This window comes from Hyphomonas sp. (assembly GCF_017792385.1).
In the GTDB taxonomy this organism is placed as follows: Bacteria; Pseudomonadota; Alphaproteobacteria; order Caulobacterales; family Hyphomonadaceae; genus Hyphomonas.
The window spans coordinates 2,167,742-2,191,201 of record NZ_CP051230.1 but is presented as its reverse complement, the minus strand read 5'-3'; the positions used below and the strand labels follow the sequence as shown (position 1 = coordinate 2,191,201).

Annotated in this window: 25 protein-coding genes; 9 read left to right on the top strand and 16 right to left on the bottom strand. The window is 62.1% G+C overall.

The features are described 5' to 3' along the window. Positions 1-34: 34 nt before the first annotated feature. Positions 35-1,075, top strand: coding sequence for a methyltransferase (locus HF955_RS10930; protein WP_291075166.1), 1,041 nt, complete (start codon positions 35-37; stop codon positions 1,073-1,075). After that, complete coding sequence (locus HF955_RS10925; RefSeq protein WP_291075165.1) at positions 1,072-1,749, top strand: pseudouridine synthase; 678 nt, start codon at positions 1,072-1,074, stop codon at positions 1,747-1,749. Before HF955_RS10930 ends, HF955_RS10925 begins: the two co-directional genes overlap by 4 nt. Before the next feature lie 52 nt (positions 1,750-1,801). On the opposite strand, the gene HF955_RS10920 is transcribed toward HF955_RS10925, so the two are convergent. After that, positions 1,802-2,764 (bottom strand): peptidoglycan-binding protein, encoded by a 963-nt coding sequence (locus tag HF955_RS10920; protein WP_291075164.1) that lies wholly within the window; start codon positions 2,762-2,764, stop codon positions 1,802-1,804. A gap of 404 nt (positions 2,765-3,168) precedes the next feature. Here HF955_RS10920 and HF955_RS10915 point away from each other — a divergent pair, with 404 nt between their 5' ends. Next, entirely contained in the window at positions 3,169-4,998 is a 1,830-nt protein-coding gene (locus HF955_RS10915) for an ABC-F family ATP-binding cassette domain-containing protein (protein WP_367279788.1), read from the top strand. 59 nt (positions 4,999-5,057) lie between these two features. Then, a complete protein-coding gene (locus HF955_RS10910; RefSeq protein WP_291075162.1) occupies positions 5,058-5,498 on the top strand; it encodes a PAN domain-containing protein in 441 nt (146 codons plus the stop codon). Here the strand turns inward: HF955_RS10910 and HF955_RS10905 are convergent. The 4 genes from HF955_RS10905 to HF955_RS10890 form a co-directional block, all read right to left on the bottom strand. Then, positions 5,495-7,093, bottom strand: a complete 1,599-nt coding sequence (locus tag HF955_RS10905) for a peptide chain release factor 3 (protein ID WP_291075161.1) — start codon at positions 7,091-7,093, stop codon at positions 5,495-5,497. The genes HF955_RS10910 and HF955_RS10905 overlap by 4 nt on opposite strands. Positions 7,094-7,175: 82 nt before the next feature. Continuing rightward, on the bottom strand, positions 7,176-7,538 hold the full coding sequence (locus tag HF955_RS10900; RefSeq protein ID WP_291075160.1) for a hypothetical protein: 363 nt from the start codon (positions 7,536-7,538) through the stop codon (positions 7,176-7,178). A gap of 99 nt (positions 7,539-7,637) precedes the next feature. Then, positions 7,638-7,991 (bottom strand): DUF1491 family protein, encoded by a 354-nt coding sequence (locus HF955_RS10895; RefSeq protein ID WP_291075159.1) that lies wholly within the window; start codon positions 7,989-7,991, stop codon positions 7,638-7,640. Next, on the bottom strand, positions 7,991-9,583 hold the full coding sequence (locus HF955_RS10890; protein WP_291075158.1) for a sensor histidine kinase KdpD: 1,593 nt from the start codon (positions 9,581-9,583) through the stop codon (positions 7,991-7,993). The genes HF955_RS10895 and HF955_RS10890 overlap by 1 nt, the downstream gene beginning before the upstream one ends. A 170-nt stretch (positions 9,584-9,753) precedes the next feature. On the opposite strand from HF955_RS10890, the gene HF955_RS10885 reads away from it, so the two are divergent. Then, a complete protein-coding gene (locus HF955_RS10885; RefSeq protein ID WP_291075157.1) occupies positions 9,754-10,794 on the top strand; it encodes a hypothetical protein in 1,041 nt (346 codons plus the stop codon). A 79-nt stretch (positions 10,795-10,873) separates the two neighbouring features. Here the strand turns inward: HF955_RS10885 and HF955_RS10880 are convergent, their stop codons facing one another. Next, entirely contained in the window at positions 10,874-11,770 is an 897-nt protein-coding gene (locus HF955_RS10880) for a LysR family transcriptional regulator (protein WP_291075156.1), read from the bottom strand. A gap of 98 nt (positions 11,771-11,868) precedes the next feature. On the opposite strand from HF955_RS10880, the gene HF955_RS10875 reads away from it, so the two are divergent. Beyond that, positions 11,869-12,366, top strand: coding sequence for a lactoylglutathione lyase family protein (locus tag HF955_RS10875; protein ID WP_291075155.1), 498 nt, complete (start codon positions 11,869-11,871; stop codon positions 12,364-12,366). Positions 12,367-12,450: 84 nt separating this feature from the next. After that, complete coding sequence (locus tag HF955_RS10870; RefSeq protein WP_291075154.1) at positions 12,451-12,885, top strand: SufE family protein; 435 nt, start codon at positions 12,451-12,453, stop codon at positions 12,883-12,885. Here HF955_RS10870 and HF955_RS10865 read toward each other — a convergent pair. Together HF955_RS10865 and HF955_RS10860 are read right to left on the bottom strand one after the other, a co-directional pair. Further along, a complete protein-coding gene (locus HF955_RS10865) occupies positions 12,849-13,499 on the bottom strand; it encodes a hypothetical protein (protein WP_291075153.1) in 651 nt (216 codons plus the stop codon). The two genes, HF955_RS10870 and HF955_RS10865, sit on opposite strands and share 37 nt — an antisense overlap. 3 nt (positions 13,500-13,502) lie before the next feature. Beyond that, a complete protein-coding gene (locus tag HF955_RS10860) occupies positions 13,503-13,847 on the bottom strand; it encodes a helix-turn-helix domain-containing protein (RefSeq protein WP_291075152.1) in 345 nt (114 codons plus the stop codon). Positions 13,848-13,970: 123 nt separating this feature from the next. Between HF955_RS10860 and HF955_RS10855 the strand changes: the two genes are divergently transcribed. Further along, the gene (locus HF955_RS10855) at positions 13,971-14,975 is read left to right on the top strand and encodes an IS1595 family transposase (RefSeq protein ID WP_291075151.1); all 1,005 of its coding nucleotides are present in this window, start codon (positions 13,971-13,973) and stop codon (positions 14,973-14,975) included. 385 nt (positions 14,976-15,360) lie between these two features. On the opposite strand, the gene HF955_RS10850 is transcribed toward HF955_RS10855, so the two are convergent. Next, complete coding sequence (locus HF955_RS10850) at positions 15,361-15,507, bottom strand: hypothetical protein (protein ID WP_291075150.1); 147 nt, start codon at positions 15,505-15,507, stop codon at positions 15,361-15,363. Here HF955_RS10850 and HF955_RS10845 point away from each other — a divergent pair. Then, positions 15,506-16,264: a hypothetical protein gene (locus tag HF955_RS10845; protein ID WP_291075149.1), complete on the top strand. Its 759-nt coding sequence runs from the start codon at positions 15,506-15,508 to the stop codon at positions 16,262-16,264. The two genes, HF955_RS10850 and HF955_RS10845, sit on opposite strands and share 2 nt — an antisense overlap. A 226-nt stretch (positions 16,265-16,490) precedes the next feature. Here HF955_RS10845 and HF955_RS10840 read toward each other — a convergent pair whose 3' ends face one another. From HF955_RS10840 to HF955_RS10810, 7 genes are all read right to left on the bottom strand, one after another. After that, positions 16,491-16,994, bottom strand: coding sequence for a PAS domain-containing protein (locus HF955_RS10840; protein WP_291075148.1), 504 nt, complete (start codon positions 16,992-16,994; stop codon positions 16,491-16,493). Between the two features lie 144 nt (positions 16,995-17,138). After that, on the bottom strand, positions 17,139-17,540 hold the full coding sequence (locus HF955_RS10835; RefSeq protein ID WP_291075147.1) for a MucR family transcriptional regulator: 402 nt from the start codon (positions 17,538-17,540) through the stop codon (positions 17,139-17,141). Positions 17,541-17,691: 151 nt separating this feature from the next. After that, positions 17,692-19,455 carry a Na(+)/H(+) antiporter subunit D gene (locus tag HF955_RS10830; protein WP_291075146.1) on the bottom strand — a complete coding sequence of 588 codons (1,764 nt, stop codon included), beginning with the start codon at positions 19,453-19,455 and terminating at the stop codon, positions 17,692-17,694. Continuing rightward, complete coding sequence (locus HF955_RS10825) at positions 19,455-19,901, bottom strand: hypothetical protein (protein WP_291075145.1); 447 nt, start codon at positions 19,899-19,901, stop codon at positions 19,455-19,457. Before HF955_RS10825 ends, HF955_RS10830 begins: the two co-directional genes overlap by 1 nt. Next, the gene (locus HF955_RS10820; RefSeq protein ID WP_291075144.1) at positions 19,898-21,406 is read right to left on the bottom strand and encodes a proton-conducting transporter membrane subunit; all 1,509 of its coding nucleotides are present in this window, start codon (positions 21,404-21,406) and stop codon (positions 19,898-19,900) included. Before HF955_RS10820 ends, HF955_RS10825 begins: the two co-directional genes overlap by 4 nt. After that, positions 21,406-22,935 (bottom strand): monovalent cation/H+ antiporter subunit D family protein, encoded by a 1,530-nt coding sequence (locus HF955_RS10815; RefSeq protein WP_291075143.1) that lies wholly within the window; start codon positions 22,933-22,935, stop codon positions 21,406-21,408. The genes HF955_RS10820 and HF955_RS10815 overlap by 1 nt, the downstream gene beginning before the upstream one ends. Continuing rightward, a complete protein-coding gene (locus HF955_RS10810; protein ID WP_291075142.1) occupies positions 22,932-23,459 on the bottom strand; it encodes a cation:proton antiporter subunit C in 528 nt (175 codons plus the stop codon). The genes HF955_RS10815 and HF955_RS10810 overlap by 4 nt, the downstream gene beginning before the upstream one ends. Position 23,460 lies beyond the last annotated feature (1 nt).

Below are 23,460 nucleotides of genomic sequence, written 5' to 3'. Positions count from 1 at the left end.
TTTCCGTCTGCCACAAAGCCCCTAAAGACCGCCCATGTTTGATCCTGCCGTCTACGAAACCCTGATGCTGGCCCTTGATGAGGGACACGTTCCCCTGCCTGACGAGGGCGCGATCCTGTTCCTGCGCGCGGAATTGAGCCCCTTCCTTGCCCGCCTGCCGAAAGATCGCATGATCTGCCAGAACAGTTTCAAGCCGGACCATGACGCGCTGAAAGCTGCCGGGTTCACCCTGCTGTCGCCGGAGGATGAAACCCTCCCGGCTGCGCCCCTGACCCTGATCCTGCCACCGCGGCAGAAGGATGAGACCCGCGCCCTGTTGGCCCGCGCCCTGCGCGATGCACCGGAAGGCGGCACACTCCTGGCCTGCCTGCCCAATACGCTTGGCTCGAAAACCATCGAGAAATTGCTGCGCGAAATCGCCGGCGAGACCGAAGCATTGTCCAAGAACAAATGCCGCGCCTTCTGGGCCGTGAAGGACAGCGCCCGGATCAACACGGACCTGATGGATGAATGGATTGCGCGCGATGCCGCCCGGGAAATGGAGCGCGGCGTCTGGAGCCGCCCTGGCCTGTTCTCCTGGAACCGGATCGATGCCGGCTCGGAATTGCTGGCCGACAGCATACCGGAACATATCAAGGGGCGCGGCGCGGATTTCGGCGCCGGACAGGGATTCCTGTCCCGCGAGATCCTGGAAAACTGCCCGCATGTCGAGCACATGACCCTGCTGGAAGCCGAACATCGCGCCCTGCCCTGTATCGCCGGCACCCTGTCCGGGTTCGGAAACTGGGACGCCAGATGGGCCGATGCCACACGGGATGGCGGGACCGCACTGTATGATTTCGTGGTGATGAATCCGCCCTTCCATGTCGGCCGCGCCGATGCGGCATCGCTCGGGCAGGAGTTCATTCGCGCCGCGGCAAAGGCCTTGAAGACCGGCGGTCAGCTCTGGCTCGTCGCCAATCGCCATTTGCCATACGAGCAGGTCCTGGCCGAATGCTTCAAGGGCCACGAAATGCTGGAAGACGCCGGCGGGTACAAGATCATCCGGGCGGAGAAACCGAAGCGTAAACGATGAAACCGGATCGTCAGCTTGCGAAATACCTTGCCAATCTCGGCTATGGCAGCCGCAAGGAGATGGAGGCCGCCATCCGCGCCGGGCGCGTGACCGGCACAGACGAGGATTTGCAATTCGAGGGCGAGCCGCTTGATCCCCCGCCGGGCATGGTCCTGATGATGAACAAGCCAGCCGGGTTTACCTGTTCGCGCGCGGACCAGGGCCGGTTGGTCTACGAATTGCTGCCACCTCGTTTCCTGCGCCGCAGCCCGGCCCTGTCGAGCATCGGGCGGCTGGATGCAGAGACAACCGGCCTGCTCCTGTTCACCGATGACGGCAAGCTGCTTCACAGCCTGATCTCACCGAAATCGGACACCGAGAAAACCTACGAAGCCACGCTCGCCCGCCCGCTCAAGGGACATGAGGCAGAATTGTTCGCCAGCGGTACACTGATGCTGCGCGGTGAGGACAAGCCGCTCCTACCTGCCCGGATGGAGGTCACGGGTGAGCGAACGGCCCGCCTGACATTGACGGAAGGTCGATACCATCAGGTGCGCCGCATGTTCGCCGCTGCGGGGAACCATGTCGAAACGCTGCACCGGTCTCGATTCGGCCCCCTTGAGCTTTGCGACCTGCCGCCGGGGGATTGGCGCCTGTTGACGAAGAGCGAGGCCGACCGGCTGCGCACAGCATAAAAAAACCCCGCGCACCAGGGGGTGCGCGGGGCAAGTCGCCAGGGCCAGGGGCCTAGTTCTTGGTCAGACCCAGCGACTCAACGGTGGAGATCGTCAGGTAACCGACCGGCAGGCCATTGGCGCGCTGGTAGGATTCCATGGCCGTCAGCGTGGACGGGCCAAACTCGCCATCCACCGGCGTCTGGTAGCCGGCATCGGACAGGGCCTGCTGGACGCTGCGGATCTTGGCCGACGTGGCATTGGTGTCGCACAGGACTTCCCGCCATTCGAGGCCGCCACCGCCGCTGACCACACGCTTGTCGATCGACTTGTAGGTGGCCGGAATGACAAGGGTCTCTTCGCTGGCCGGCGTGACCAGCTTCTCGACCGTGACGGTCTCATAGACGGCCGGAACGATTTCCTCGATCACTTGCGCCTCTTCGACGATCACTTCCTTGGTGACGGTTTCATACGTGGCCGGAATCGTGCGGGTTTCCGTGCGCTCGGGAGATACGAGGCGCGTACGGGTCACGGTCTCGTATTCAGCCGGAACTTCAACGCGGCACAGCAGCTCACCAGTGGAGACACCGTTTGCGGACACTGACGCATCGGTCGTGCGACCGTAGAGCCCATTGCCCGGCTTCCAGGTCGTGTAGGCTTCCCGAACCAGGACCTGCTCTGTGTACGTTTCGTATTCCGCAGGCACCACATAGGTTTCGGCCCGCTCCGGCGTGACCATGACCTGCTCGGTTACGGTCTCGTAGGTCGCCGGGATGACCCGAAGGTTTTTTGTTTCCGGCTTTACAAGAACCTGTTCCGTCACGGTTTCGTACGTAGCAGGAACGAGTTTGATCTCTGTGCTCTCCGGGCGGTCGACCACTTGTTCGGTCACGACGCTGACGGTTTCCGGGATCAGGACACGTGCATAGCAGGTGCCTGGCTCGGAGGCCGGCGGATAGTCGCTCGACTGGGCAGCATAGGCAGCGCCTGCAAGCGATGCAGCGGCAACGGTCGTGATCAGCAGTTTCTTTGACATTCTTTTAGTCCCCTATTCCACATCCTGATCCGTAAGCAGATCAAGATGCTCCAAGATACAGCCGGGGAAACAGATGTTTCTTCACGTGCCCCCCGACACTCTGCCGCCCTCTGCTCCGGCGTCGGAACACCGATGTTCAGGCAACGGCGGAATAGATGAAAGTTGCGTAATGAACGCTACCTGAACGCAGGCGGTCACGACTGCAATCGTATGCATTTTTGGCGCCGGCGTCGCCCCTAGAAGTGGAAAAAGAAGCGCCAACTTCCACCCGAAGGGACGCTTCATCGCTCAGGCGGCGCCCCCTCGACCTGCACGTCCTGCTGCACGTTTACGGCCTGCATTCACCACCGGTTTGGCAGGTTCGGCGCATCCCGCCACTAGCAGCGGACATTTTCCCGCGCTAAATCGCAAAAATGGCTCAACCACCCCTGATCACCCTGAATGACGTCCGCCTCACCTTTGGCGGCAAGCCCCTGTTCACGGGAGTCAGTTTCTCCCTGTCCAAGGGGGAACGCGTGGCCCTGGTCGGCCGGAACGGTGCCGGCAAGTCCACCCTGATGAAGATCATTTCCGAAAGCCTGGAGGCCGACAGCGGCGAGGTCTGGCGTCAGCCCGGCATCACCTATGCCATCGTTTCGCAGGAGCCGAGCCTCGCAGGCCATGACACGGTCCTCGACTATGCCTCGGACGGGCTGGAAGCGGCGTATATGGCCGAAGCCGAACTGATGGAGTTCGGCGTCGAGGCGACCGCGGACCCGGCCACCCTGTCGGGCGGGCAACAGCGACGGGCAGCGCTGGCCAGGGCCTTCGCCCATGATCCGGATGTGCTGCTGCTGGACGAGCCGACCAACCACCTCGACGTTCCGATGATTGAGGCGCTGGAAGCCCGCCTGAAATCCTTCAACGGTGTCGTGCTTCTGGTCAGCCACGACCGGCGATTCCTCGAAAATGTCTCAACCAATACGTTGTGGCTGAGGCAGGGAAAGGTTCTGAAAAGCCCGGACGGCTACGCCAAATTCGATGATTGGGCGGAACAGATCGAAATCGAGGAAGAGCGCCAGCTGCGCCGGATGACGACGCAATTGAAGGACGAACAGCACTGGCTGGCGCGCGGTGTGACCGGGCGCCGCAAGCGCAATCAGGGACGTCTTGCCCGGCTGAAACAGATGCGTGTCCAGCATGCCGAGATGCGCGGCGCCCTTCAGGACCGCAAGAACACAGCCGACCTGTCCGTCAGTTCCGGCGACTCGATGAGCAAGAAGGTGATCGAGGCGAAGGGCCTGGCCAAGACATTCGATACGCCGAATGGCCCGCTTGTGATTGCAGAGGACCTTTCCCTGCGAATCCTCCGCGGTGACCGGATCGGCATCATCGGACCAAACGGCGCGGGAAAGACCACGCTCGTTCGCCTGCTGCTGGGCGAGATCGAGCCGGACGCCGGCAACATACGTCTCTCCAAGACACTTCAGGTGACCTATCAGGACCAGACGCGGGACTCCCTGAATGCCACCGATACGGTCTGGGAAGCGCTCGCCCCGAATGGTGGGGATTCGATCATGGTTCAGGGCCACCAGCGTCATGTTGCGGCCTATGCCAAGGACTTCCTGTTCAAGCCCGAACAGCTGCGCCAGCCCGTCGGCGCCCTGTCGGGCGGAGAACGCAACCGGCTGGCTCTCGCCATCGGTCTTGCCCAGCCTTCCAACCTCCTCGTCATGGACGAACCGACCAATGATCTGGACATGCAGACGCTCGAACTGCTGGAAGACATGCTGCTCAACTATGACGGCACGTTGATCCTGGTCAGCCATGACCGGGCCTTCCTTGATGCGACAGTGACGAGCTGTCTCTGCCCCGTCGGGAACGGAAAATGGGTGGTGACCGCTGGCGGGTGGAGCGACGCGCAGGATCAGTTGAAGCATTTCAGGAAAGCCGACGCGTCTGCTCAAAAACCGGAAAAACCGAAGACTGACAATGCAGTGCGCTCAAAAGCGCAGAAGAAACTTTCCTACAAGGATGAGCATCGCCAGAAGGAGATCAATGCCCTGATCCCCAAGCTGCAACAGGAAATCCGCTCACTTGAAGAGCAGATGGGCGACCCGGATTTCTACACGCGGGACCCGAACGGGTTTGCCAGGGCGTCTGACCGGATCGGCGCGGCGCGCGAGGAACTGGACGGGATCGAACTGGAGTGGCTGGAAATCGAAGAGAAGCGCGAGGCACTGGCCGGGTCCTGAAAAACCATTCCTTAAGATGGCCCGCCTAGGGTTTCCGGCAGTTCACGGAGGTCTGACCCATGCGCCTTGTTTCCGCACTCCTGCTGGCCACCAGCCTGTGCCTTCCGGCCCTGGCCGACAGCCCCGACACGCAATCCGCTGCGACGGATGCGGAAATGGCATCGCATGATCATGAAAGCGGTCTCTACCGGTTCGGGGGCACCTACGAGTTCACGAACACGGAATCGGCAGACGCCTGCGCGGCCCTGTGCGACACACGGGCAGCCTGTTTTGCCTGGAGTTATGTGGCCGGCCACGATGCGGGAGAATCGCGCTGTGAACTGAAGCGCGGTGCGGGAAAGGTCGAATACGATCCACGCGCGACGTCCGGCATCTCGTCTGGTCATCAGGACCGGTTTCAGCCGACACTGCCCCATCAGGATGAACTCGTGGGCGGTTCGGACATCGCATCGCCGCCGAGTGACAAGCCAGAGCCCCTGTCCGCTGACACACCCGCCTAGAGCAGGCGTTCCTTGGTCGCGGTGAACCGGATGTCAGGGTTCTTTTCCTGGGCGTATCCGACATCCCACGCATTCTTGGCCAGATAGACCGGCGCATCGTCGAGATCTGTTCCGCTGGCGGACTTGTTCTTGTCGAGAAACGCTTCCAGAACTTTAGGGTCGTCACAGGACAACCAGCGGGCCACATTGTAGGGAGCCGGCTCAAACACCACTTCCAGATTGTATTCGGCGGCCACGCGCTCGGTCATCACTTCGAACTGGAGTTGTCCGACGGCCCCCACAATCATGTCTGATCCGATGGCCGGCTTGAACAATTGGGTCACGCCCTCTTCCGCCAGGCTTTCCAGCGCCTTGCGCAGGTGTTTCGCCTTCATCGGATCCTTCACCCGCGCGCGGCGCAGCAATTCCGGGGCAAAGTTCGGAATGCCACCGAACTGGATATCTCCGCTCTCGGACAGGCTATCGCCCACACGCAGCTGGCCATGGTTCGGCACACCGATCACGTCGCCGGCATAGGCCGTCTCCGCAATCTCCCGATCCTGCGCCAGGAACATCATCGGATTGTGGATGTTCAACTGCTTGCCGGCGGTCGTCTTCAGCCGCATGCCGCGCTTGAACTCCCCCGAACACAGGCGCAGGAATGCCACGCGGTCGCGATGGTTCGGATCCATGTTCGCCTGAATCTTGAAGACAAACCCAGAGACCGGCTTGTCAGACGCGTGCACGGTGATCGGCTCGCCCTTCTTCTCGGCCTTCTGGTCGCGCGGCGGCGGCGCATAGGCGTGCAGCGTGCGGAGCAGTTCCAGCACACCGAAATGGCGCAGGGCCGAGCCGAACACGACCGGTGTCATGTGCCCGTCCAGGAAGGATTGCTCGTCAAATTCCGGCAACAGGCTGGTGGCCATTTCCGCGCCTTCGGAGAGTTCCTCGAACACGCTTTCATCGAGCGCGGCCTTGAGGCTGGCTTCGTCGCCCGGCATGCGCGGGGACTCGCCGATCTTCGGCGCCTCGCCCGGCTTGCGCTCGAACACACAGAATTCCTGCTTCTGCAGATCCATCATGCCGGAAAAGCGCTGGCCGCTGGCGGCAGGCCAGTAGAGCGGCGACGTGTCCAGTTGCAGCTTGTCCTGGATTTCATCCAGCAGCGCGATCGGGTCCTGCGCCTCCCGGTCCATCTTGTTGATGAAGGTGACAATCGGAATGTCGCGCAGGCGGCAGACCTCGAACAGTTTCAGTGTCTGCGGCTCGATGCCCTTTGCCGCGTCCAGAACCATGACGGCGCAATCTGCCGCTGTCAGCGTGCGATACGTGTCCTCGGAAAAATCCTCGTGACCTGGCGTGTCCAGCAGGTTGAAGACGAGGCCATCAAACTCGAACGTCATGACCGAGGCCGAGACGGAGATACCGCGGTCACGCTCGATCTTCATCCAGTCGGACGTGGTGCGCCGGGCTTCACCGCGCGCAGCCACTTCCCCTGCGGCACGGATCGCGCCGCCGGCCAGAAGCAGGTTTTCCGTCAGCGTCGTCTTACCGGCGTCCGGGTGAGAGATAATGGCAAAGGTGCGCCGTCGGGCGGCTTCCTGTTCATGGGACATGGGAAATTTCAGGCTCTTTCGTGCTGGGCAGAGGCCCTAGCCCATTTGGCGCGCCTGTTGAAGCACCAGTATCAGACCGGCCTCAGGCGGCGCTGGGCCAGATTTCCCGCATGTCGGGCGCCTTGCCTTCGCGGCGGTGACGTTCGCGCAGTGATGCCAGCACCGTTTCCGGCAGGATGGTCAGGCGGGGCTCACCAACGACATCGCCGAAAACGGGGAACAGGACCGCATTGGCTCCGGTCTTCGCAATGATCAGCGCCCCCAGATCCTGCAGCAGGGAGTCCTCCAGCGGGATGCGTTCCTTGATGTGCTCGCCAACCACGCGGCCGGCAAAATTCAGGGCTTCGCGCGCCCGCATGCCATAAGGGTCTCCGCAGCCGAGCGATTGCCACCTCTTGGCAAGGTGCATCTCCGGTATCTCGATCTCGGCGATCTGATCATTCATCAGAAACAACATGTTTGGCGCGCCCCAGCTAGGTTTCACCCGGAAGCTGCCCGCACACGGTTAACAAAGAGCTACTCGTGGTTAAGGAGACCGCTAAAATCAGCCCGGTTCCGGGCTTTCCACAGGCTCTGTCAGGAAGTGGCGTCCGTCACGGTCCTCGATCTCGATGACCCAGAGGTCCCGATCCCGGTCTCGGGCCTTGCGGACATAGGCGTCCACGCCCGCTTCATCCGGCCCGATGCCCTGCACGATCAGGTCCAGGAAAATCCGGTCCCCGTCCAGGTTCATCGTGGGCGTGTAGACCGCAGCCGTGCCGTCGAGCCGCGCCACCTTGACCAGAACGTCCCCGCGTTCCGCGTCACCCGATTGCAGCACAAAGGCTGCGGCGCCGGCGACCTGCGCGCGGCGCACCAGGGCGTCGACCCACACCTTGGTCGGCAGGCGCTCCATCATCACTGCGCCGCATCCTCCAGCGGCTGGATGTCGGCCGGATCGGCGCGTGGCAGGCTGACCTCGACCTTCGTGCCCCGGCCGGGTGCCGAATCGATGACGACCTGGCCACCGTGCAGCTGGGCGAAGGAGTTGACGACCGCGAGGCCAAGCCCGGTCCCCTTCCGGCCCTTGGCATTGCTGCCTTGCGAGAAGGGCTCCAGCACGCGGCGTACATCTTCCGGCGTCATGCCGGCGCCCTTGTCGGTCACGCTCAGCACGGTGGCATTGCCGGCGTCGCGTGCATCCAGCGTCACGGTGCCGCCGGACTCGGAATACTTGATGGCGTTGGATACGAGGTTCTGCCAGATCTGGCGCACGGCGCGCGCATCGGCTTCCGCCCAGACTTCGCCGGTGGCCTTGAGCTTCAGCTTGACGCCGGCCCGTTCCGCCTGATTGTCCAGTTGCCGCAGGACCGATTGCGCCGAGGCGGTCAGGTCGACCGGCTCCGGCTCCAGCCTCTGGCGGTCGGCTTCGGCCTTGGCGAGGTCGAGTATGTCCTCCACGAGCAGCAACAGGTCCTGCCCGCTTTCATGGATGATCTCGGGATAATCGGCATAGGGCTCCGGCATGGGGCCGCGGATACCGGCCCGCATCATGTCGGCATAGCCCAGAATGGCGTTGAGCGGGGTCTTCAGGTCATGGCCGAGCGATGCGAAGAAGGCCGTGCGGCCCTTCAGGCGGGCTTCAGCCTCTTCGAGGCGGGCGCGGGTCTCCAGCGTGCGGGCGCGCACCTCCGTCAGGTCGCGCAGCACAATGACGGAGCCGCCTTCATGGGCCTCCGCCACGAAGGCAACCTCGCGGCCATTCTTCAGGGTGATTTCCCCATGCGTGCGCCCATTGGCCGGCTTCAGCAGGCTCGTCTCGGTCTCGTCCTGCAGGAGATTGGCAAGCAGCCCCCCTGCCTTCGCGCCATCGAGACCCAGCAGGTCTCCGCTCATGGTGCGGATCCGGCCAAATTCGGACGCATCGATCAGCAGAAGGCCGGATTCGGCGGGAATGCCGGGATCCGGACGGACAAGGGTGACCGGCTCGACCGGCGCGTCGGCCCCTACGGCCGTCTCTTCCCCGGCCTTCAGGAACGTCCAGGCCAGGAAACCTGTCATCACCAGTCCCGCAAAGGCAAGCAGCATGGCCGGCAGCTGATACCCGGCTGCGGGATTGGCAGGTGGCAACAGGCCAAGGCGCACCATCACGGCGGTTGCCACAAAGGCAAACGCGCCGAAAATCGCGGCTTCTGCGGCCATGCCGGGCTTGCCGAGATTCATTGCCGTCAAGGGCGCAATGGCAAACAGGATCGTCAGGGGCGACAGGGTGGCCCCGGTGGCCGCAATGCCCAGCATGGCCAGCAATGTCCATCCGATCACGAGAAACGGCCCGGCCAGATCATCCGAGCGCAGTTTCGGGTGCAGCAGTGTGGCCCCGACTATGCCGGGAAGCGCGGCCAGCACCAGACCCGCCAGCAAGGCTGAATCCGCCGTCCCGCCCAAGGCGGACGCCAGGGCCAGAACAGCTGTCAGGACCAGCCAGATTACATGAATGAACTGTAATCTCATTCGTGCAGAAACGGGCACTTTATTAACACCCCGGTGATATTCGTTAGGCATTCTGCCTGTGTCACGCATCCCTTGCTGTATTTGTAATGTGTGAAGCAGGCAAGGCGAGGTTCCCCATCGGGGGAAGTTCATGCAACACTGTCGCGTGACGCGTGAGGGAGAAACTGCACATGAAATCCATCAGAATGATCGGGACTGCAATGGCTGCCATCGGGCTGGTCATGAGTGCATCCGCACAATCGGGAGACGACGCTGCCATCGTACCGGCCGCCGCCCCGGCATCGCCATCCGCTGCGGCGTCCGCCCCGGACCCGATTTCGAAGTCGGCAGCCGTTTACGGCACCTATCAATCCGATGTGACGGATGTGAAGGACCGGCCGTTCGCCTCCGCCAAGGACATCGATTCCGCGCTCAATTCGCTGGGCGGACACAATCCCGACCATCTGTCGAAAGGCTGGATCGCCTATTCCGCGCTGATCGCCTCGCAGGATCCCGAATACCGCGCCGCCGTGCGGGACATTGAGAGCTTTTATGGTTCCGATGTGCTGCTGACCGGCCTGAAGAATGATGTGCGCTATGCCCGCACGCTCAGTGGCGGCGACAATGCCGTCAGCATGTCCCTCGCCGCGACCGAAGCCGACAGCCGCCGCATCACATCGACCGCAGCCTTCGTCAAGGAACAGGCCTACAGCCTTCAGGGCGCAGGCTGGGCGAAGGCCAAGATCGGCAATTCCGGCGCCCTGGCCAATCGCCTGAACAGCATCCAGACCGTCGGCACGCCGGCGCGTCAGCCGCTGATCAACGCCTTCAACGCCGCCAATATCGACAGCGTCCTGGCCAATGCCGGCCGGGCGGGTGCCCCGTCCCTGTGGGACAATGTCTCCGGCGCCGCTGACGCCGTCCGCTTCCCGGCCGCCGTGACCAGCGGGCTGGGCCTGACACAGAAGAAGCGCGTGAAGTACGGCAAGGAGCCGGTGGCCGACCAGATCGCGACGCTGGCGGCCTATCGCATCCTTGGTGAAACGGCGGCTTCGTCCAGCCAGGTCAATTCGGCCATGGCAGAGCGGGAAACCCGCGGTTGCCTCAACATGGCGAATTTGAACCTGCAGCAATGCGTGGCTGCGGCGAACCAGCAATATGAAGTGCCGTTCTGCATCGGCGAGCACGCCCTGGCCGATGTTGGCCAGTGCATTGGCGGCGTCTACCAGTAGGCCGCCCACCCCCAGTCTCTCTCTCGCCCCCGGTTTCCTTGTGGTTCCGGGGGTTTCTTTTTCTTTCGGGGCTCCCAGACTAGGCCCGCGCGAGCGATCCGGCCGCGTCCGCCACCAGGTCCGCAAGCCGCCGGACCCGTGCACTCAATGGACGACTGCCCAGAGAGACGCGCCACAACTCCTGGAATCGCCGTTCTGGCAGCCGGGCGATATGCAGCGCATCGAGCCGATCAAACGCTTCGATCCCGCTGCGCGGCAAAACTGTATATCCGAGACCGTTTGCGACCATTGCCGGAATTTGGCCGATCTGATTGACATGCGCGCGCCTGCGCAACCGGTCAGCCCCCTGGTACGCATCACCAAAGTTCCGGGCGAGTAGACTGTCAGCATAATGATAACCGTCTGGATGGGCGATGAACCCCAACTCCTCCAGATATTGCAGGCTGACCTCCCGGACCGAAGCGGCGGCGGGCATCACCAGACACACTTCTTCGAGACCGATCTGGTGGGCATCCAAACGAGGGTGAGCCGGATCTTGAGCGACCACGCCCAAATCGAATTTGCCATCAAGCACACCGGCCAGGACGCTTGCCTGAGGCGCAGCCTCCAGACACACATCGAGCGCTGGCGCCGCGTCCATCATGGTATAGATCGGATGGGCGCATAGCAGCGCGAAACTGCCTGAGCAGGCCAATGAAACAGGTCCCACATCCGGGCGATCATGCGCGATGGTATCGCGTAGCAAGTCCTCTTCCTTGCGCCGTGACAGGCCAATTCGAAGAACTGCCTCTCCGGCAGGTGTGAGGGAAAATTTCTTGCCATGCCGGGCGATCAACGCGTGGTCCAGCTGCCCTTCCAGTTTGCGCAGATGCTGCGAAACACCCGGCTGGGTCATGTTCAGCCGCCGAGCCGCTTGCGTGAAGCTTCCGGTTTCACACAGAACGGTGAAAGTCTGGAGCCAGGCTGCGTTCAACATGTTTATAATTCCATGTTATGATTTTTATTCCAAATGATAATTTTCTAATTTCCAAAGAATGTCTACCTCCGAAATCATGATTGATGAAGGAGATGATCATGACCCCCACCCCCCGCAGTTTTTCGCATATCGGCCTGTCCGTGCCGGACCTCGACAAGGCTGTTGAATTCTATTCCAGCGTTTTGGGCTTTTACGTCATCATGCCCCCTACCGAAATCGTGGAAGACGACAGCGCTGTCGGGATCATGTGCAGCGATGTGTTCGGTCCCGGCTGGAAGCGGCTGCGTATCGCGCACATGTCCACCGCAGACCGGGTCGGTATCGAATTGTTCGAGTTTGCAGGTAACCAGGCGCCAGAAGACAATCTCGCCTATCGACAGCACGGTACATTTCACTTTGCGATACAGGACCCCGATGTGGAGGGCTTGCTGGAAAAGATCGTGGCCGCTGGCGGCAAGCAGCGCATGCCGGTGAGAGAGTACTTTCCCGGAGAAAAGCCCTATCGAATGGTCTATGTGGAGGATCCCTTCGGGATCGTGTTCGAACTGTACAGCCACGGTTACGAGCTGACCTATTCTGCAGGCGCCTACAGCTGACGGGTCCCTGCTCGTCTCGTCGCCCCCGGTTTCCTTGTGGTTCCGGGGGTTTCTTTTTGTCTCATCCTGTCCCATCTGGCAGTCATGACGATTGCTGAAACTGCCGACGACATCCGCGAAGAGTTCACCTGGCTGGACGATTGGGAAGCGCGCTATGCGCACATCATCGATCTGGGCAAGGCGAACCCGCCCCTGGCCGAAGCCGAGCGCACCGAGGAAACGCGCGTGCGCGGATGCGCCTCGCAGGTCTGGATGGTGACCGACATCGCAGATGGAAGGATGCGCGTGCGCGCCGAATCCGATGCGATGATCGTCTCCGGCCTGATCGCCCTGCTGACCCGGCTCTATTCGGGCGCGACGCTGGAAGAGATCGAAGGCTTCGACGCCAAGGCCCTGCTGGACGAGATCGGCGTGAGCGGCGCCCTGACCGCACAGCGCTCGAACGGCCTGGCATCGATGCTCGCCCGGATCCGGTCCGACGCTCAGGCCGGACTGTCGGCTGCGGGCAGCAAGTCATAGGCGCGAGCCACTGCGTCCAGCGCCGCCTGACCCAGCGCCCGCGCTGCCTCCTGTTCCACCGACCAGCGCACACAGAGCGCGGCCAGCGTGCCCTGATCCACCAGCAGGTCTTCCAACCGCCGCATGACCGGCGTGCCGATCCCGGCTTCCAGACCGGCCAGGCGGTCGGACGGCGCTTGCGGCCTGCCCGTTTGCGCCAGCGCGCGGACAGGCCCCGCCGCCGGGCAACTGGCCCGCTGGAACTCGTCCCGGAACCGGCCCGCCGCCGCGCGCAGGCGCACCCCGTCGCGCCCGCTCATCAGGCGGGACGCCAGTGCGCCACCTGACGCACGGTCTGCACCTTCCCAGCCGGGCGGCAGCTGAACGGCGCGCGGCCGGTCCGCAAGGCGCAGGGCCGGGCCCGCAACGAACCGATCAGGATAGAGGTCCGTCCGGGACAGGCCGCCTTCCTCCAGCCGGCGGGCAATCAGGTGCGGGGACACCCAGCCCACGGCCTGATGGCGCGTGTCGGGGCCGCGATAGGCCAGATAGACCTGGCGCACCGGCGCAACCATGCCGCCGCGGCCAAGGATCCGGCCCAGCCGGTGATCGGTCATCGGGCGCAAGCGCGGCATGGCCTAGACCTCCAGGGCGGCACCATCGAGCACGACGACGCTCGACAGGCCAACCGACAATTGTTCGAGCCAGACATCGAAATCCGGATCGTCCCGGCAATCCTCGATCAGGTGACAGCCATGCGCCACCGTCGTGCGGTCGCGATTGAAGGCCCGCGCGACGCGGCTGAGACTCATGCCCAGCGCCGTGCGCAGCAGGTACATGGAAATCTGCCGGGCCCGTGCCTCAGCCGGTGACCGGCGGCGGGCACTGAGAATGGCCTCGGTCTTCAGGCCCAGCGCATAGGCCGTCAGCGCGGCGGCCAGATAGGCGCGGTCCTCGTCTTTCTGTGGGTCGAATTGCGGCATGTCTTTCTCCTGTGCTGACAGGCAGCAGACTACCCGCTTACAGGCGGTGTAGGATAACTTTCCTAATTATATACTTGACAAAGCAAGCCTTGTTTCCTAAGTATTTTGTACAGGAGCAAGGCCATGACGAATCTCAACTCCCCGATCTTTCAAAACGAAGACGCCGCCAGAGAGCATCTGGAAGCCCAGCGCTGGCCTGATGGCGCAGTCTGCCCGCACTGCGGTTGCGTCGGGGACAAGCATGTCACGGCCATCAAGGGCGCTCGTTCTCGTCCGTCTGCCACGCACCCGGAAGGCAAGGAGCGCAAGGGCCTGTACCAGTGCAACGCCTGCCGCAAGCAATTCACCGTCACGGTCGGCACCGTCTTCGAACGCTCCAAGGTTCCGCTTCACAAGTGGCTTCTGGCAACTTACCTGCTGACCTCCTCCAAGAAGGGCATGTCGGCTCACCAGCTGCACCGCACGATTGGCGTTACCTACAAGACCGCGTGGTTCATGTTCCATCGCATCCGCGAAGCCATGAAAGAGGATACATCCTCTTCTGGTCCGCTGGGTGGCGAGGGCAAGACTGTGGAAGCTGACGAGACCTATTACGGCCAAGTCGATAATCCCCGTAAAACCCGCAGCGATGGCACGCCTTTCAAAGGCTCAAAGCGTGGCCGTGGTCCTGCCAACAAGCGCGCCGTTGTCTCCCTTGTCGAACGTGGCGGCTCTGTCCGTTCTTTCCATGTGAAGCACGCCACCAAGGCCAGCGTGCGCGAAATCCTCGTCAAGAATGCATCCCGCAAGTCGAAGCTCTATACCGACGAGTCCAAGCTCTACACAGAGACCGGCAAGGAGTTCGCCAAGCATCGCACCGTGCACCATGCCAGCGGCGAGTATGTGCGCGGGGAAGTCCACTCCAACACGATTGAGAACTACTTCTCTGTCTTCAAGCGCGGTATGCGCGGGATCTACCAGCATTGCGGCGAGGCTCACCTGCAACGCTACCTGACTGAATTTGACTTCCGCTATAACCGCCGCTCAAAGCTCGGCTTTACCGACGATGACCGTCACAATGCCCTGCTCAAGATGATCGCCGGCAAGCGTTTGACCTATCGGCGGCCTGACCAAGCCGGTTTCGCATAAGCAGCGTGTGAGGCGCTTTAAACGCTGGCGCGAGAAAACCCTGAACAAATAGGGAAACTGCCGGATTCGACATTAACCGAAGATTGGTGCAGCATTGGCGGGATTGGACCGATTCGGGTCTTTTGCCGGATCCCGAATCGGTCATCGACACTTCCTGTGGGGCCGTGTCGATCAGTGCATATTTTCATGATGCGATTCTGTTGAACCGCAAATAAGCCCAGCAGTCAACGGCCCCTCGTTCAATAAGAGGGTCCTATTATGGGAACCAGAAGAAGACCACCAAAGAAGGGTAACTCCTTCAAAATCGGCCGCGACGCTACGTCAGGCCAATTCATCACGATTGCGGATGCTAAACGTCGTCCCAGCAAGACTGTGGTGGAGACCATCAAGAAGCGCTCTTAGAGCGCGGTGACTTCGAGGGCGCGGGCTTTTGCTCGCGCCCTTTCTTCATCTCCTCATGCGGCTTGGGTTTCTTCTCCATCATCCGCTTGAGGGTTTCGTTGAACTGTTTGTCTTCTTTGGAGTGAGTCATGAGCAAGGATATCATCAGTCGCGGTTTCGATAGCGCAAGTCTAAAGGTTGAACGGGCCATACGCCACGTCGATGAACTCAAAACTCTCATTGATGAGATCAGGAATCTCGACCTTAGCGACCGTATTACCATCACCAAGGACGCGGATGACAGGTATGTCGCCGCTTTCAAAGCCTTGCCTGAAGAAGTGAAGATGCTGCCCCTGGTTATCGGTGACGCCATCCACAATTGTAGGTCCGCCCTTGACCACATCTGGACAGCACTCGACCGATCCATCAGTCCCAAGAAAAACGTGTTCTCTCTCTTCTTGTTTCACGAAACGAGGGACAACCTCGAAGACGCAATCTCGAAGTCGCCTATAAAGGAGGCCTTCCCCGACACCGAGCGACTCCTTCTGGACTGCATCAAACCGCATAGCGATGCGGGCGGCGATCACGTTTTCTGGGCCATCACCAAGTTCGATAAACTCGACAAGCACAACATGGCCATCCCAATCATGACCATTGACTGGTTTGAGCGCATCATCGTTCGAACGGGATCGATGGAGGTTCCCATGCAAAATGTACGGGCAGCCGAGTGCACCAACTTTGCCGCCAGTGACTCGCCTGTTGAACTTGAAAACAAAGGTCGCCTTACCGTCACGCCAGAGTTTCCACACGGGACCGTCCTTCCCGGTAAGCCGGTTCTTCCAGCTGTCATTCACATGAGTGAGGCCACGGGCAAAGCCGTCGAGCTTTTCCGGGAATCTTTCCTCTAATTGTGCCGGCCTGTCGGCCATGAGGGATATCCTTTCCCCCGACTCAGCGCAAGCTTTGTCAGGTATATAATTAGGATAACTTTCCTATTCCGGCAAGTTGAAGACCCGTAATCCTTGGGGATTCCCTGCCTGCGGCCGGACAGGATTCAGGGGATTGCACAGGCATGAAAAAAGCGCCGGCCGCGGGGGCCGACGCCTGTCTGTCGGGCTGTCGGGACAGGCGCGCCTAGGCGGCGGCGCGGTTCTGGCCGGATGTCAGTTCGCGTGTGGCCGGTTTGGGCTGGCCCTGCTTCGGCTGGGCCCGGAGCAATTCGTCATGGCACAGGACCTGGGTCAGGCGACCATCCGGCCCGGCCAGCGGCAAGCGCAGCCAGGCATGGATCCGGCCGTCTTCCTGGCGGATCTTGCCCCCGACAGGACCGCGCCGCTCAAGGGCAGCGGCCAGGCCCAGACAATAGGCCTCTCCATGTTCGCCCAGCACATCCTCGATCCGGCGGCCGCGCGCTTCCATGCCGAAAATCTGGCGCAGGCGCGATCCGGCGATACGGAACTTTCCGGCGCCTTCCTCGTTGAACTCGACAATGGAAATGCTGGCCAGCATGGCGCAAAAGCGGCCGGGATCCATCGAATCGCGTCGCACATATCCGTGCGAATCACGCAGGCTGCACCAGTATTCGATCAGCTTCTGCTGCGAATCGGTCACGCCCTTGAACACATTCTGTTTGGTCATTTTCAGTCACCCCCCAGGTGATTCGATAGAATCACCTATCGCGCGAGTGGAGTCGCGGATCAAGAGTCCTGGTGAATTTTTCTTAACCAATCCTACCAAATACTTTCATTTCGGATGTGAAACAAAAGTATTGAGCAGCGAATATTATTCCTTGTCGGATTTGCCGAGGCCCATCTGCTTGGCCAGCATCGAGCGCTGCTTGGAATAGCCCGGCGCAACCATCGGATAATCGGCAGGAAGCCCCCATTTCTCGCGGTATTCCTCGGGAGTCATGTCGTATTTGGTGCGCAGGTGACGCTTCAGGGATTTGAACTTCATCCCGTCTTCCAGACAGATCAGGAAATCCTCGCCAATCGATTTGCGGATCGACACCGCCGGTTTCTGCGGCTCCGGTGCCGGCGCGGCGGCGCCCAGCCCTGCCAGAGAATCGTGCACGATTCGCACAAGACCGGGCAGGTCATCGGCTTTCAGGGAATTGTTGCTGACAAAAGCCGACACGATCTGTGTCGTCATTTCCAGCAATCCATTGCCCTGAGGTGCGGGCATGTTCGAGTCTGGCATGGCTCACCCCCGTCTCCGAGATAAGCCCATCGAGTTAGCCTAAGATTGCGTGTCATTCACGCAAAAATCGCAGCAATTGCTACAGGTTACGCCGATTTTTTCATACCGCCGGTATGTTTTCCGTAGGGGCAAACACCTAACCGGCGGTGATGAAGGAAAGCAGCAGGACGAAGCCGAGCAGGATGGCCGTCCAGGTCGCCATGCCGGTGTTCAGGCCACCGCGCGCCAGTTCTCCGCGCGGGCTGAACGTGGCCTCGATCCGGTCATAGGCGCGCCCGGCCAACCGGAAGAAGATGGCCGACATGGCCGGGCCGGCCTTCTTCCAGACCGTGCCGCTCCAGGTGACAAGGCCATAGCCGCCCTTGCGGTAGACCCAGTCGCTGTCGAGCACGACACCCGGTTTTTCCGGCGGATACCAGCCAAGGCGCTTCAGCATGACAAAGGCGAAGATCGCCAGGACCAGCAGCTGCATCTGGGTCAGCACATGGTCCAGCGTGAACGGATGATAGGCCATCGCCTCTTCGCGATAGGGCAAGAGGTTGTAGAGCCATTCATAGCCCAGGCCGGGCACGATGGCCGGCACGCCGACCGCGATGCAGATGAAGGCGGCCAGGCCCATGGCCAGCAGCATGTTGAACGGCGCTTCCTTCACGCGCTTGCCGCTGTCATGGCCGAAGAAGGCAAAATACGGAATCTTGATGCCCGAATGCTCGAGCACACCGGCCGAAGCGAACAGCAGCATCAGCCAGACCACGGTCAGGCCCTCCTTGCCGACGGCACTCATGGTCAGCGACTTGGCGGCAAAGCCCGAGAAGAGCGGGAAAGCCGAAATCGACATGGCGCCGATGATGCAGAAGATCGTCGTCCACGGCATGGATTTGTACAGGCCGCCCAGCTCCGACGCCTTGGTCGTGCCGGTACGGTAGAGCACGGCGCCCATGCTCATGAACAGGAGCCCCTTGTAGATGATGTGGCAGAAGGCGTGCGCGGCTGCGCCATTCAGCGCGAGCGCATTGCCGACGCCCGCCGTGCCGACCCCGATGGCGCAGATCATGAATCCGACCTGGTTGTTCAGCGAATAGGCCAGCACCTTGCGCAGATCGTTTTCAATCACGGCGAAGAAGACCGGGAATACGGTCATCACCGCACCGATCCAGATCAGCGCATCCTGACCCGGGAACATGCGCGCAAAGGCGTATACGGCCAGCTTCGTGGTGAAGGCCGACAACACAACCGCGCCCACGACCGTGGCCTTCGGATAGGAATCCTGCAGCCAGTTGTGCAGGAAGGGGAAGGCCGCCTTGATGCCCAGCGCGATGAAGACGAGCATGGCGCCCGGCTCGCTGAGGCTGGTGAAGGCCGAAATCGAGAGATCCCCGCGCGACTGGTAGACATAGCCGATGCCGGCCAGCAGCAGGACGCCGGACAGGATCTGCACGCCCAGATAGCGCATGGAGGCAAAGTATGCCGCGCGCGTCCCTGCCCTCAGGATCAGGAAGACGGAGGTGACCGCGGTCAGTTCCCAGAACACGAACAGGGTCATCATGTCGCCGGAGAAGCTCGCGGCAACAGCTGCGCCAGCATAGGCGATGGACATGCCATCCTGCAGCCGGTCATCGGTATGCCAGGCGTAGATGGCGTTCAGCAGCGCCGCCAGAAGGAAGGCGAGGCCGAAGATATAGCTGAGATTGTCGACCCGGTAGAAGACGAAGTCGAGGCCAAGGGCCTGTCCGGTGAGCAGGTCGATATTGCGGTCTGCCAGCGAGGCCAGGAGAATGGCCACGATGGGCGCGGCGATGGTCAGCCCCTGACGCACGCGGCGAACCGGCAGGAACAGGGCGACCAGGCCGACCGCGATCAGCAGCCAGCCGGGGTTCAGGAGGGCGAGCGGTCCAGTCATCAGAGCTCGTCTCCTTCATGCGGATAGGTCGGGGAAGTGTCGGGCGCGGCCGGAATGTCCGGATCGATATCCGCGGGCGGACCGCCCGGATCGCCGTAATAATCCTCGCTGCGGCGCAACAGCCGGCCCAGCGGCCAGCCCATCAGCACCACGAAGGCAAAGGCGGCAAAGCCCCACAGGGCATAGAAGCCCGTCGCTTCGGCGAGATGGACATATTCGTGCCGGTCAACGGCCAGGTCGATCACGATGAGGAAGGCCGACAGGATGCCGACGCCCCAGAAGATGAACGTTCCGGCGCGGGGCGACTCCGTCCAGCCGAACAGGAGTTTCGCAATCGGATGCACACCGTCCTCGGTCGGCGTGTGCAGCCGGTGGGCCTGTTCGGCCGCGCGCTTCACGAAGCGACCGCCGGAATCGCGGGTATCATTGGGCGTGTTATCGCTCATGGCTGACCTCCGGAGACGGCAGGAGAAACGGGCGTTTCGAAGGCCGGGGACAGGAAGTCCGCCAGCGGCCCGACAAGGAAGAACAGGACAATGCACAGCCCCGCCGTGAGCACCGGTGCGGCCACAGTGAAGAAGGGCGCGCCGCCCGGACGCTTGAACGGCTTCGGCTCAGGAGTACCCGGCACGGGCATCAGCGCCAGGATCGGGATCGGCAGCAGGTAGGCAATGTTCAGCAGGGACGACCCGATCAGGACCCAGGGCACGAAATGCGTGCCCCGGTCGATGGCGCCCTGCATCAGTTCATACTTGGCCCAGGCCCCTGCCATGGGCGGAATGCCGATGATCGACAGGGTGGCAATGAAAAAGGCGATGAAAACGAGCGGCATCTTGCGGCCGAGACCGCGCATGTCGGAGATATTGGTCAGGCCGGTTGCGACATAGATGGCCCCGGCGCACATGAACAGCGTCATCTTGCCGACGGCATGAGCCGCAATCTGCAGTGCGCCGCCCATGAAGCCGGCCTGCGTGGCCAGCATGGCGCCGAGCGTGATGTAGGACAGCTGGGCGATGGTCGAATAGGCCAGCCGCGCCTTGAGATTGTCCTTGGTCATGGCGACCAGCGACGCGACGATGATGGTGAAACAGGCCACGCCCAGGACGAATTCCCGGCCGGGCGTCGCATTCAGCAATTCCTCACCGAAGATGTAGATCGACACCTTCATCACGGTGAACACACCGGCCTTCACAACCGCCACCGCATGCAACAGGGCCGACACCGGCGTTGGCGCGACCATGGCGTTGGGCAGCCAGAAATGGAACGGCATCAGCGCCGCCTTGCCGATGCCGAACGCGAACAGGATCAGCAGCGCCGTGGCGACGGCCGGGTCCAGGTTGAGACCGGCCAGCAGACCGCCCTGCACGAAGTCCAGATTCTGTCCGGCCAGCGCCCAGGTCCACATCAGCGCCATCAGGAACAGGCCGATCGATGTGCCCAGCAGTGTCAGCAGATAAATGCGTCCACCGCGCTTGGCGGCGGCATCGCCCTTGTGCGCGACCAGCGGATAGGTCGACAGGGTCAGCACTTCATAGAATACGAACAGGGTGAACAGATTGGCCGACATTGCCACGCCCATGGCGCCGAAGATGGCGATGGCGAAACAGATGTAGAAGCGCGTCTGGTTGCGCTCGCGATTGCCGCGCATATAGCCGATGGAATAGAAGGAATTGACGATCCACAGGCCGCTCGCCACGAGGGCGAACAGCGCGCCCAGCGGTTCCAGCTTGAAGGCCAGGTCCAGGCCCGGCGCCACCTGGCCGACATACATGGATGGGGTCTCGCCGCCAGCCACCTGGCTGGCCAGCGCGATGACCACACCAAACAGGATGGTGGCCCCCACCAGGGTGACCCCTTCCCGCACATTCGAGAACGTGCCCGTGATCGCAATCCCCGCGGCAATCAGCAGCGGCAGGCACAGGGCCGCCCAGATCAACAGCTCAGAGCTCATCAGAAGGCCTCCAGTCCGAACGCAGCGGCCGCAGCGTCACGCGCCAGGCCCAGCGGCAGTTCGGTCGTGATACCGAAATAGATGTTCGCCAGCGCCAGCACCCAGAGCGGCACCAGCAGCAGGATCGGCGCCTCCTTGCGCGACTTGCGCGGATTGATCGGGGGCCGGAAGAAGATCGCTTCCATGATGCGGCCCATATAGATCACCGCCAGGAAGCTGGAGAAGACGACGAAGAGGACAGCCCACCACATGCCCTGATCGAACAGGGCATAGCCGAGCTGCAGCTTGGACTGGAATCCGGCCGTCAGCGGCACGCCGATCAGGGACAGGCCGGCAATCGCAAAGCCGGTCATCGTCCAGGGGGCGGTGCGGCCAAGGCCGGCAAAGTCGCGGATGGTCGTGCCCTGGAAGGTCAGCACGACCCCGGCCACCGCCATGAACAGGGCGCCCTTGATCATGGCGTGGTTCAGCAGGTGGAACAGGCCGGCGCTGACGCCCGCCATCGTGCCCACGGAAATGCCGAGGATCATGTAGCCGACCTGTGCGACCGACGAATAGGCCAGCGTCCGGCGCACATCGGTCTGGAACACCGCCTGGAAGCTGCACGCGATCATTGCGGCGAGGCCCAGCGGCATCAGCAGATAGGTGAAGGTGGCCTGCTCGAAGGCAAACTCCGGGCGGAAGACGGTGAACAGGTACCGGATCAGCGCATACAGCGCGACCTTTGTGGCCGTGGCCGACAGGAACATGGTCACGAAGCTGGGCGAATAGGCATAGGCGTTTGGCAGCCATTGGTGCAGCGGCCAGACGGCGGCCTTCAGGCCCAGGCCCACAATGATGAACGCAAAGCCCGCCTCGACGCTGCGATTGCCGGCCAGTCCCGGCAGCATCTCCGCGATCTGGGCGATGTTCAGCGTGCCGGTGGCCGAATAGAGGAAGCCGACGCCGATGATGTAGAAGCTGGCGCCCAGCGTGCCCATGATGAGGTAGTTGAACGCAGCCGGTAGGGCCCGGCGGTCCCGCCCTGCCCCGAGCGCGACGAGGACATAGGTGGAAATCGACGAAATCTCGAGGAAGACGAACAGGTTGAAGGCGTCGCCGGTAATGGCCACGCCGCACAGGCCGGCAAAACAGACTAGGAAGGCGGAATAGAACAGCGGGTGCTTGCGCTCCGGGATCTCCGCCTTGACGGTCGGCCAGGAGAAGATCGTGGCCAGGACGCCGATGGCGGACACCAGCAGCAGGATCATCGAGTTCAGGGCATCGACCCGCAGCGTAATGCCGATCGGCACCGGCCAGCGGCCGACATCATAGCCCACCACGCCCCCGGTGGAGACCTGTACCTGCGCCACCAGGATCAGGGCACAGAACAGCGAGAAGGCCGTCGCGAAGATGCTGGTCAGCCAGGACAGGCGACCGCTCGGCAGGATGGCCAGCAGCGGCGCCAGGAAGAGCGGCACCATGATCAGCAGCGCCGGCGCGTGCAGAAGCGCCCAGCGCGGCGCAGCGTCCAGGATCATCGGGATCATGCCAGCGCCTCTCTCTCGGCTTTTTCCTGCTCGGCTTCCTGTGCAATCGCCGTTTCCATGTCGATGGCACGGACCTCGTCGCTCTCGATCGTGCCATAGGCCTCGCGGATGCGAACGATCAGGGCGAGGCCAACCGACAGGGTGGCGACGCCGACCACGATGGCGGTCAGCATCAGGACATGCGGCAGCGGGTTCGAATAGGCATTGGCCAGATCGGCGACGCGATCGCCGGTTGGCGCGGCCGTCAGCACGGCGTCCAGCGCAGCATGCGCCTCGCCCGCGCCATGCTCGTCACCATGGCCACCGCCATGACCGCCGGGCTTGTCCGGGTCCATCAGGATCGGTGCGGTGCCTCCGGCAACGATGCCGAGCGTGACATAGAACAGGCAGATCGAGGTCTGGAACAGGGACAGGCCCACCAGGCGCTTGATCAGGTTTCCGGAAGCGAAAGTGATGTAGAGGCCGATCATCATCAGGCCGATGATCGCCCAGTAATTCGCGCGTTCGAGAATGAATTCCAGCATC

Excerpts from the sequence above, each read along its gene's own strand:
- HF955_RS10820 (WP_291075144.1), bottom strand. The coding sequence starts at position 21,406 with ATGAGCTCTGAGCTGTTGATCTGGGCGGCCCTGTGCCTGCCGCTGCTG.
- HF955_RS10855 (WP_291075151.1), top strand. The coding sequence starts at position 13,971 with ATGACGAATCTCAACTCCCCGATCTTTCAAAACGAAGACGCCGCCAGA.
- HF955_RS10830 (WP_291075146.1), bottom strand. The coding sequence starts at position 19,455 with ATGACTGGACCGCTCGCCCTCCTGAACCCCGGCTGGCTGCTGATCGCG.
- HF955_RS10865 (WP_291075153.1), bottom strand. The coding sequence starts at position 13,499 with ATGCCGCGCTTGCGCCCGATGACCGATCACCGGCTGGGCCGGATCCTT.
- HF955_RS10910 (WP_291075162.1), top strand. The coding sequence starts at position 5,058 with ATGCGCCTTGTTTCCGCACTCCTGCTGGCCACCAGCCTGTGCCTTCCG.
- HF955_RS10845 (WP_291075149.1), top strand. The coding sequence starts at position 15,506 with ATGAGCAAGGATATCATCAGTCGCGGTTTCGATAGCGCAAGTCTAAAG.
- HF955_RS10810 (WP_291075142.1), bottom strand. The coding sequence starts at position 23,459 with ATGCTGGAATTCATTCTCGAACGCGCGAATTACTGGGCGATCATCGGC.
- HF955_RS10835 (WP_291075147.1), bottom strand. The coding sequence starts at position 17,540 with ATGCCCGCACCTCAGGGCAATGGATTGCTGGAAATGACGACACAGATC.
- HF955_RS10860 (WP_291075152.1), bottom strand. The coding sequence starts at position 13,847 with ATGCCGCAATTCGACCCACAGAAAGACGAGGACCGCGCCTATCTGGCC.
- HF955_RS10870 (WP_291075154.1), top strand. The coding sequence starts at position 12,451 with ATGACGATTGCTGAAACTGCCGACGACATCCGCGAAGAGTTCACCTGG.
- HF955_RS10925 (WP_291075165.1), top strand. The coding sequence starts at position 1,072 with ATGAAACCGGATCGTCAGCTTGCGAAATACCTTGCCAATCTCGGCTAT.
- HF955_RS10900 (WP_291075160.1), bottom strand. The coding sequence starts at position 7,538 with ATGAATGATCAGATCGCCGAGATCGAGATACCGGAGATGCACCTTGCC.
- HF955_RS10920 (WP_291075164.1), bottom strand. The coding sequence starts at position 2,764 with ATGTCAAAGAAACTGCTGATCACGACCGTTGCCGCTGCATCGCTTGCA.
- HF955_RS10895 (WP_291075159.1), bottom strand. The coding sequence starts at position 7,991 with ATGATGGAGCGCCTGCCGACCAAGGTGTGGGTCGACGCCCTGGTGCGC.
- HF955_RS10840 (WP_291075148.1), bottom strand. The coding sequence starts at position 16,994 with ATGACCAAACAGAATGTGTTCAAGGGCGTGACCGATTCGCAGCAGAAG.
- HF955_RS10875 (WP_291075155.1), top strand. The coding sequence starts at position 11,869 with ATGACCCCCACCCCCCGCAGTTTTTCGCATATCGGCCTGTCCGTGCCG.
- HF955_RS10905 (WP_291075161.1), bottom strand. The coding sequence starts at position 7,093 with ATGTCCCATGAACAGGAAGCCGCCCGACGGCGCACCTTTGCCATTATC.
- HF955_RS10885 (WP_291075157.1), top strand. The coding sequence starts at position 9,754 with ATGAAATCCATCAGAATGATCGGGACTGCAATGGCTGCCATCGGGCTG.
- HF955_RS10930 (WP_291075166.1), top strand. The coding sequence starts at position 35 with ATGTTTGATCCTGCCGTCTACGAAACCCTGATGCTGGCCCTTGATGAG.
- HF955_RS10880 (WP_291075156.1), bottom strand. The coding sequence starts at position 11,770 with ATGTTGAACGCAGCCTGGCTCCAGACTTTCACCGTTCTGTGTGAAACC.
- HF955_RS10850 (WP_291075150.1), bottom strand. The coding sequence starts at position 15,507 with ATGACTCACTCCAAAGAAGACAAACAGTTCAACGAAACCCTCAAGCGG.
- HF955_RS10825 (WP_291075145.1), bottom strand. The coding sequence starts at position 19,901 with ATGAGCGATAACACGCCCAATGATACCCGCGATTCCGGCGGTCGCTTC.
- HF955_RS10815 (WP_291075143.1), bottom strand. The coding sequence starts at position 22,935 with ATGATCCCGATGATCCTGGACGCTGCGCCGCGCTGGGCGCTTCTGCAC.
- HF955_RS10890 (WP_291075158.1), bottom strand. The coding sequence starts at position 9,583 with ATGAGATTACAGTTCATTCATGTAATCTGGCTGGTCCTGACAGCTGTT.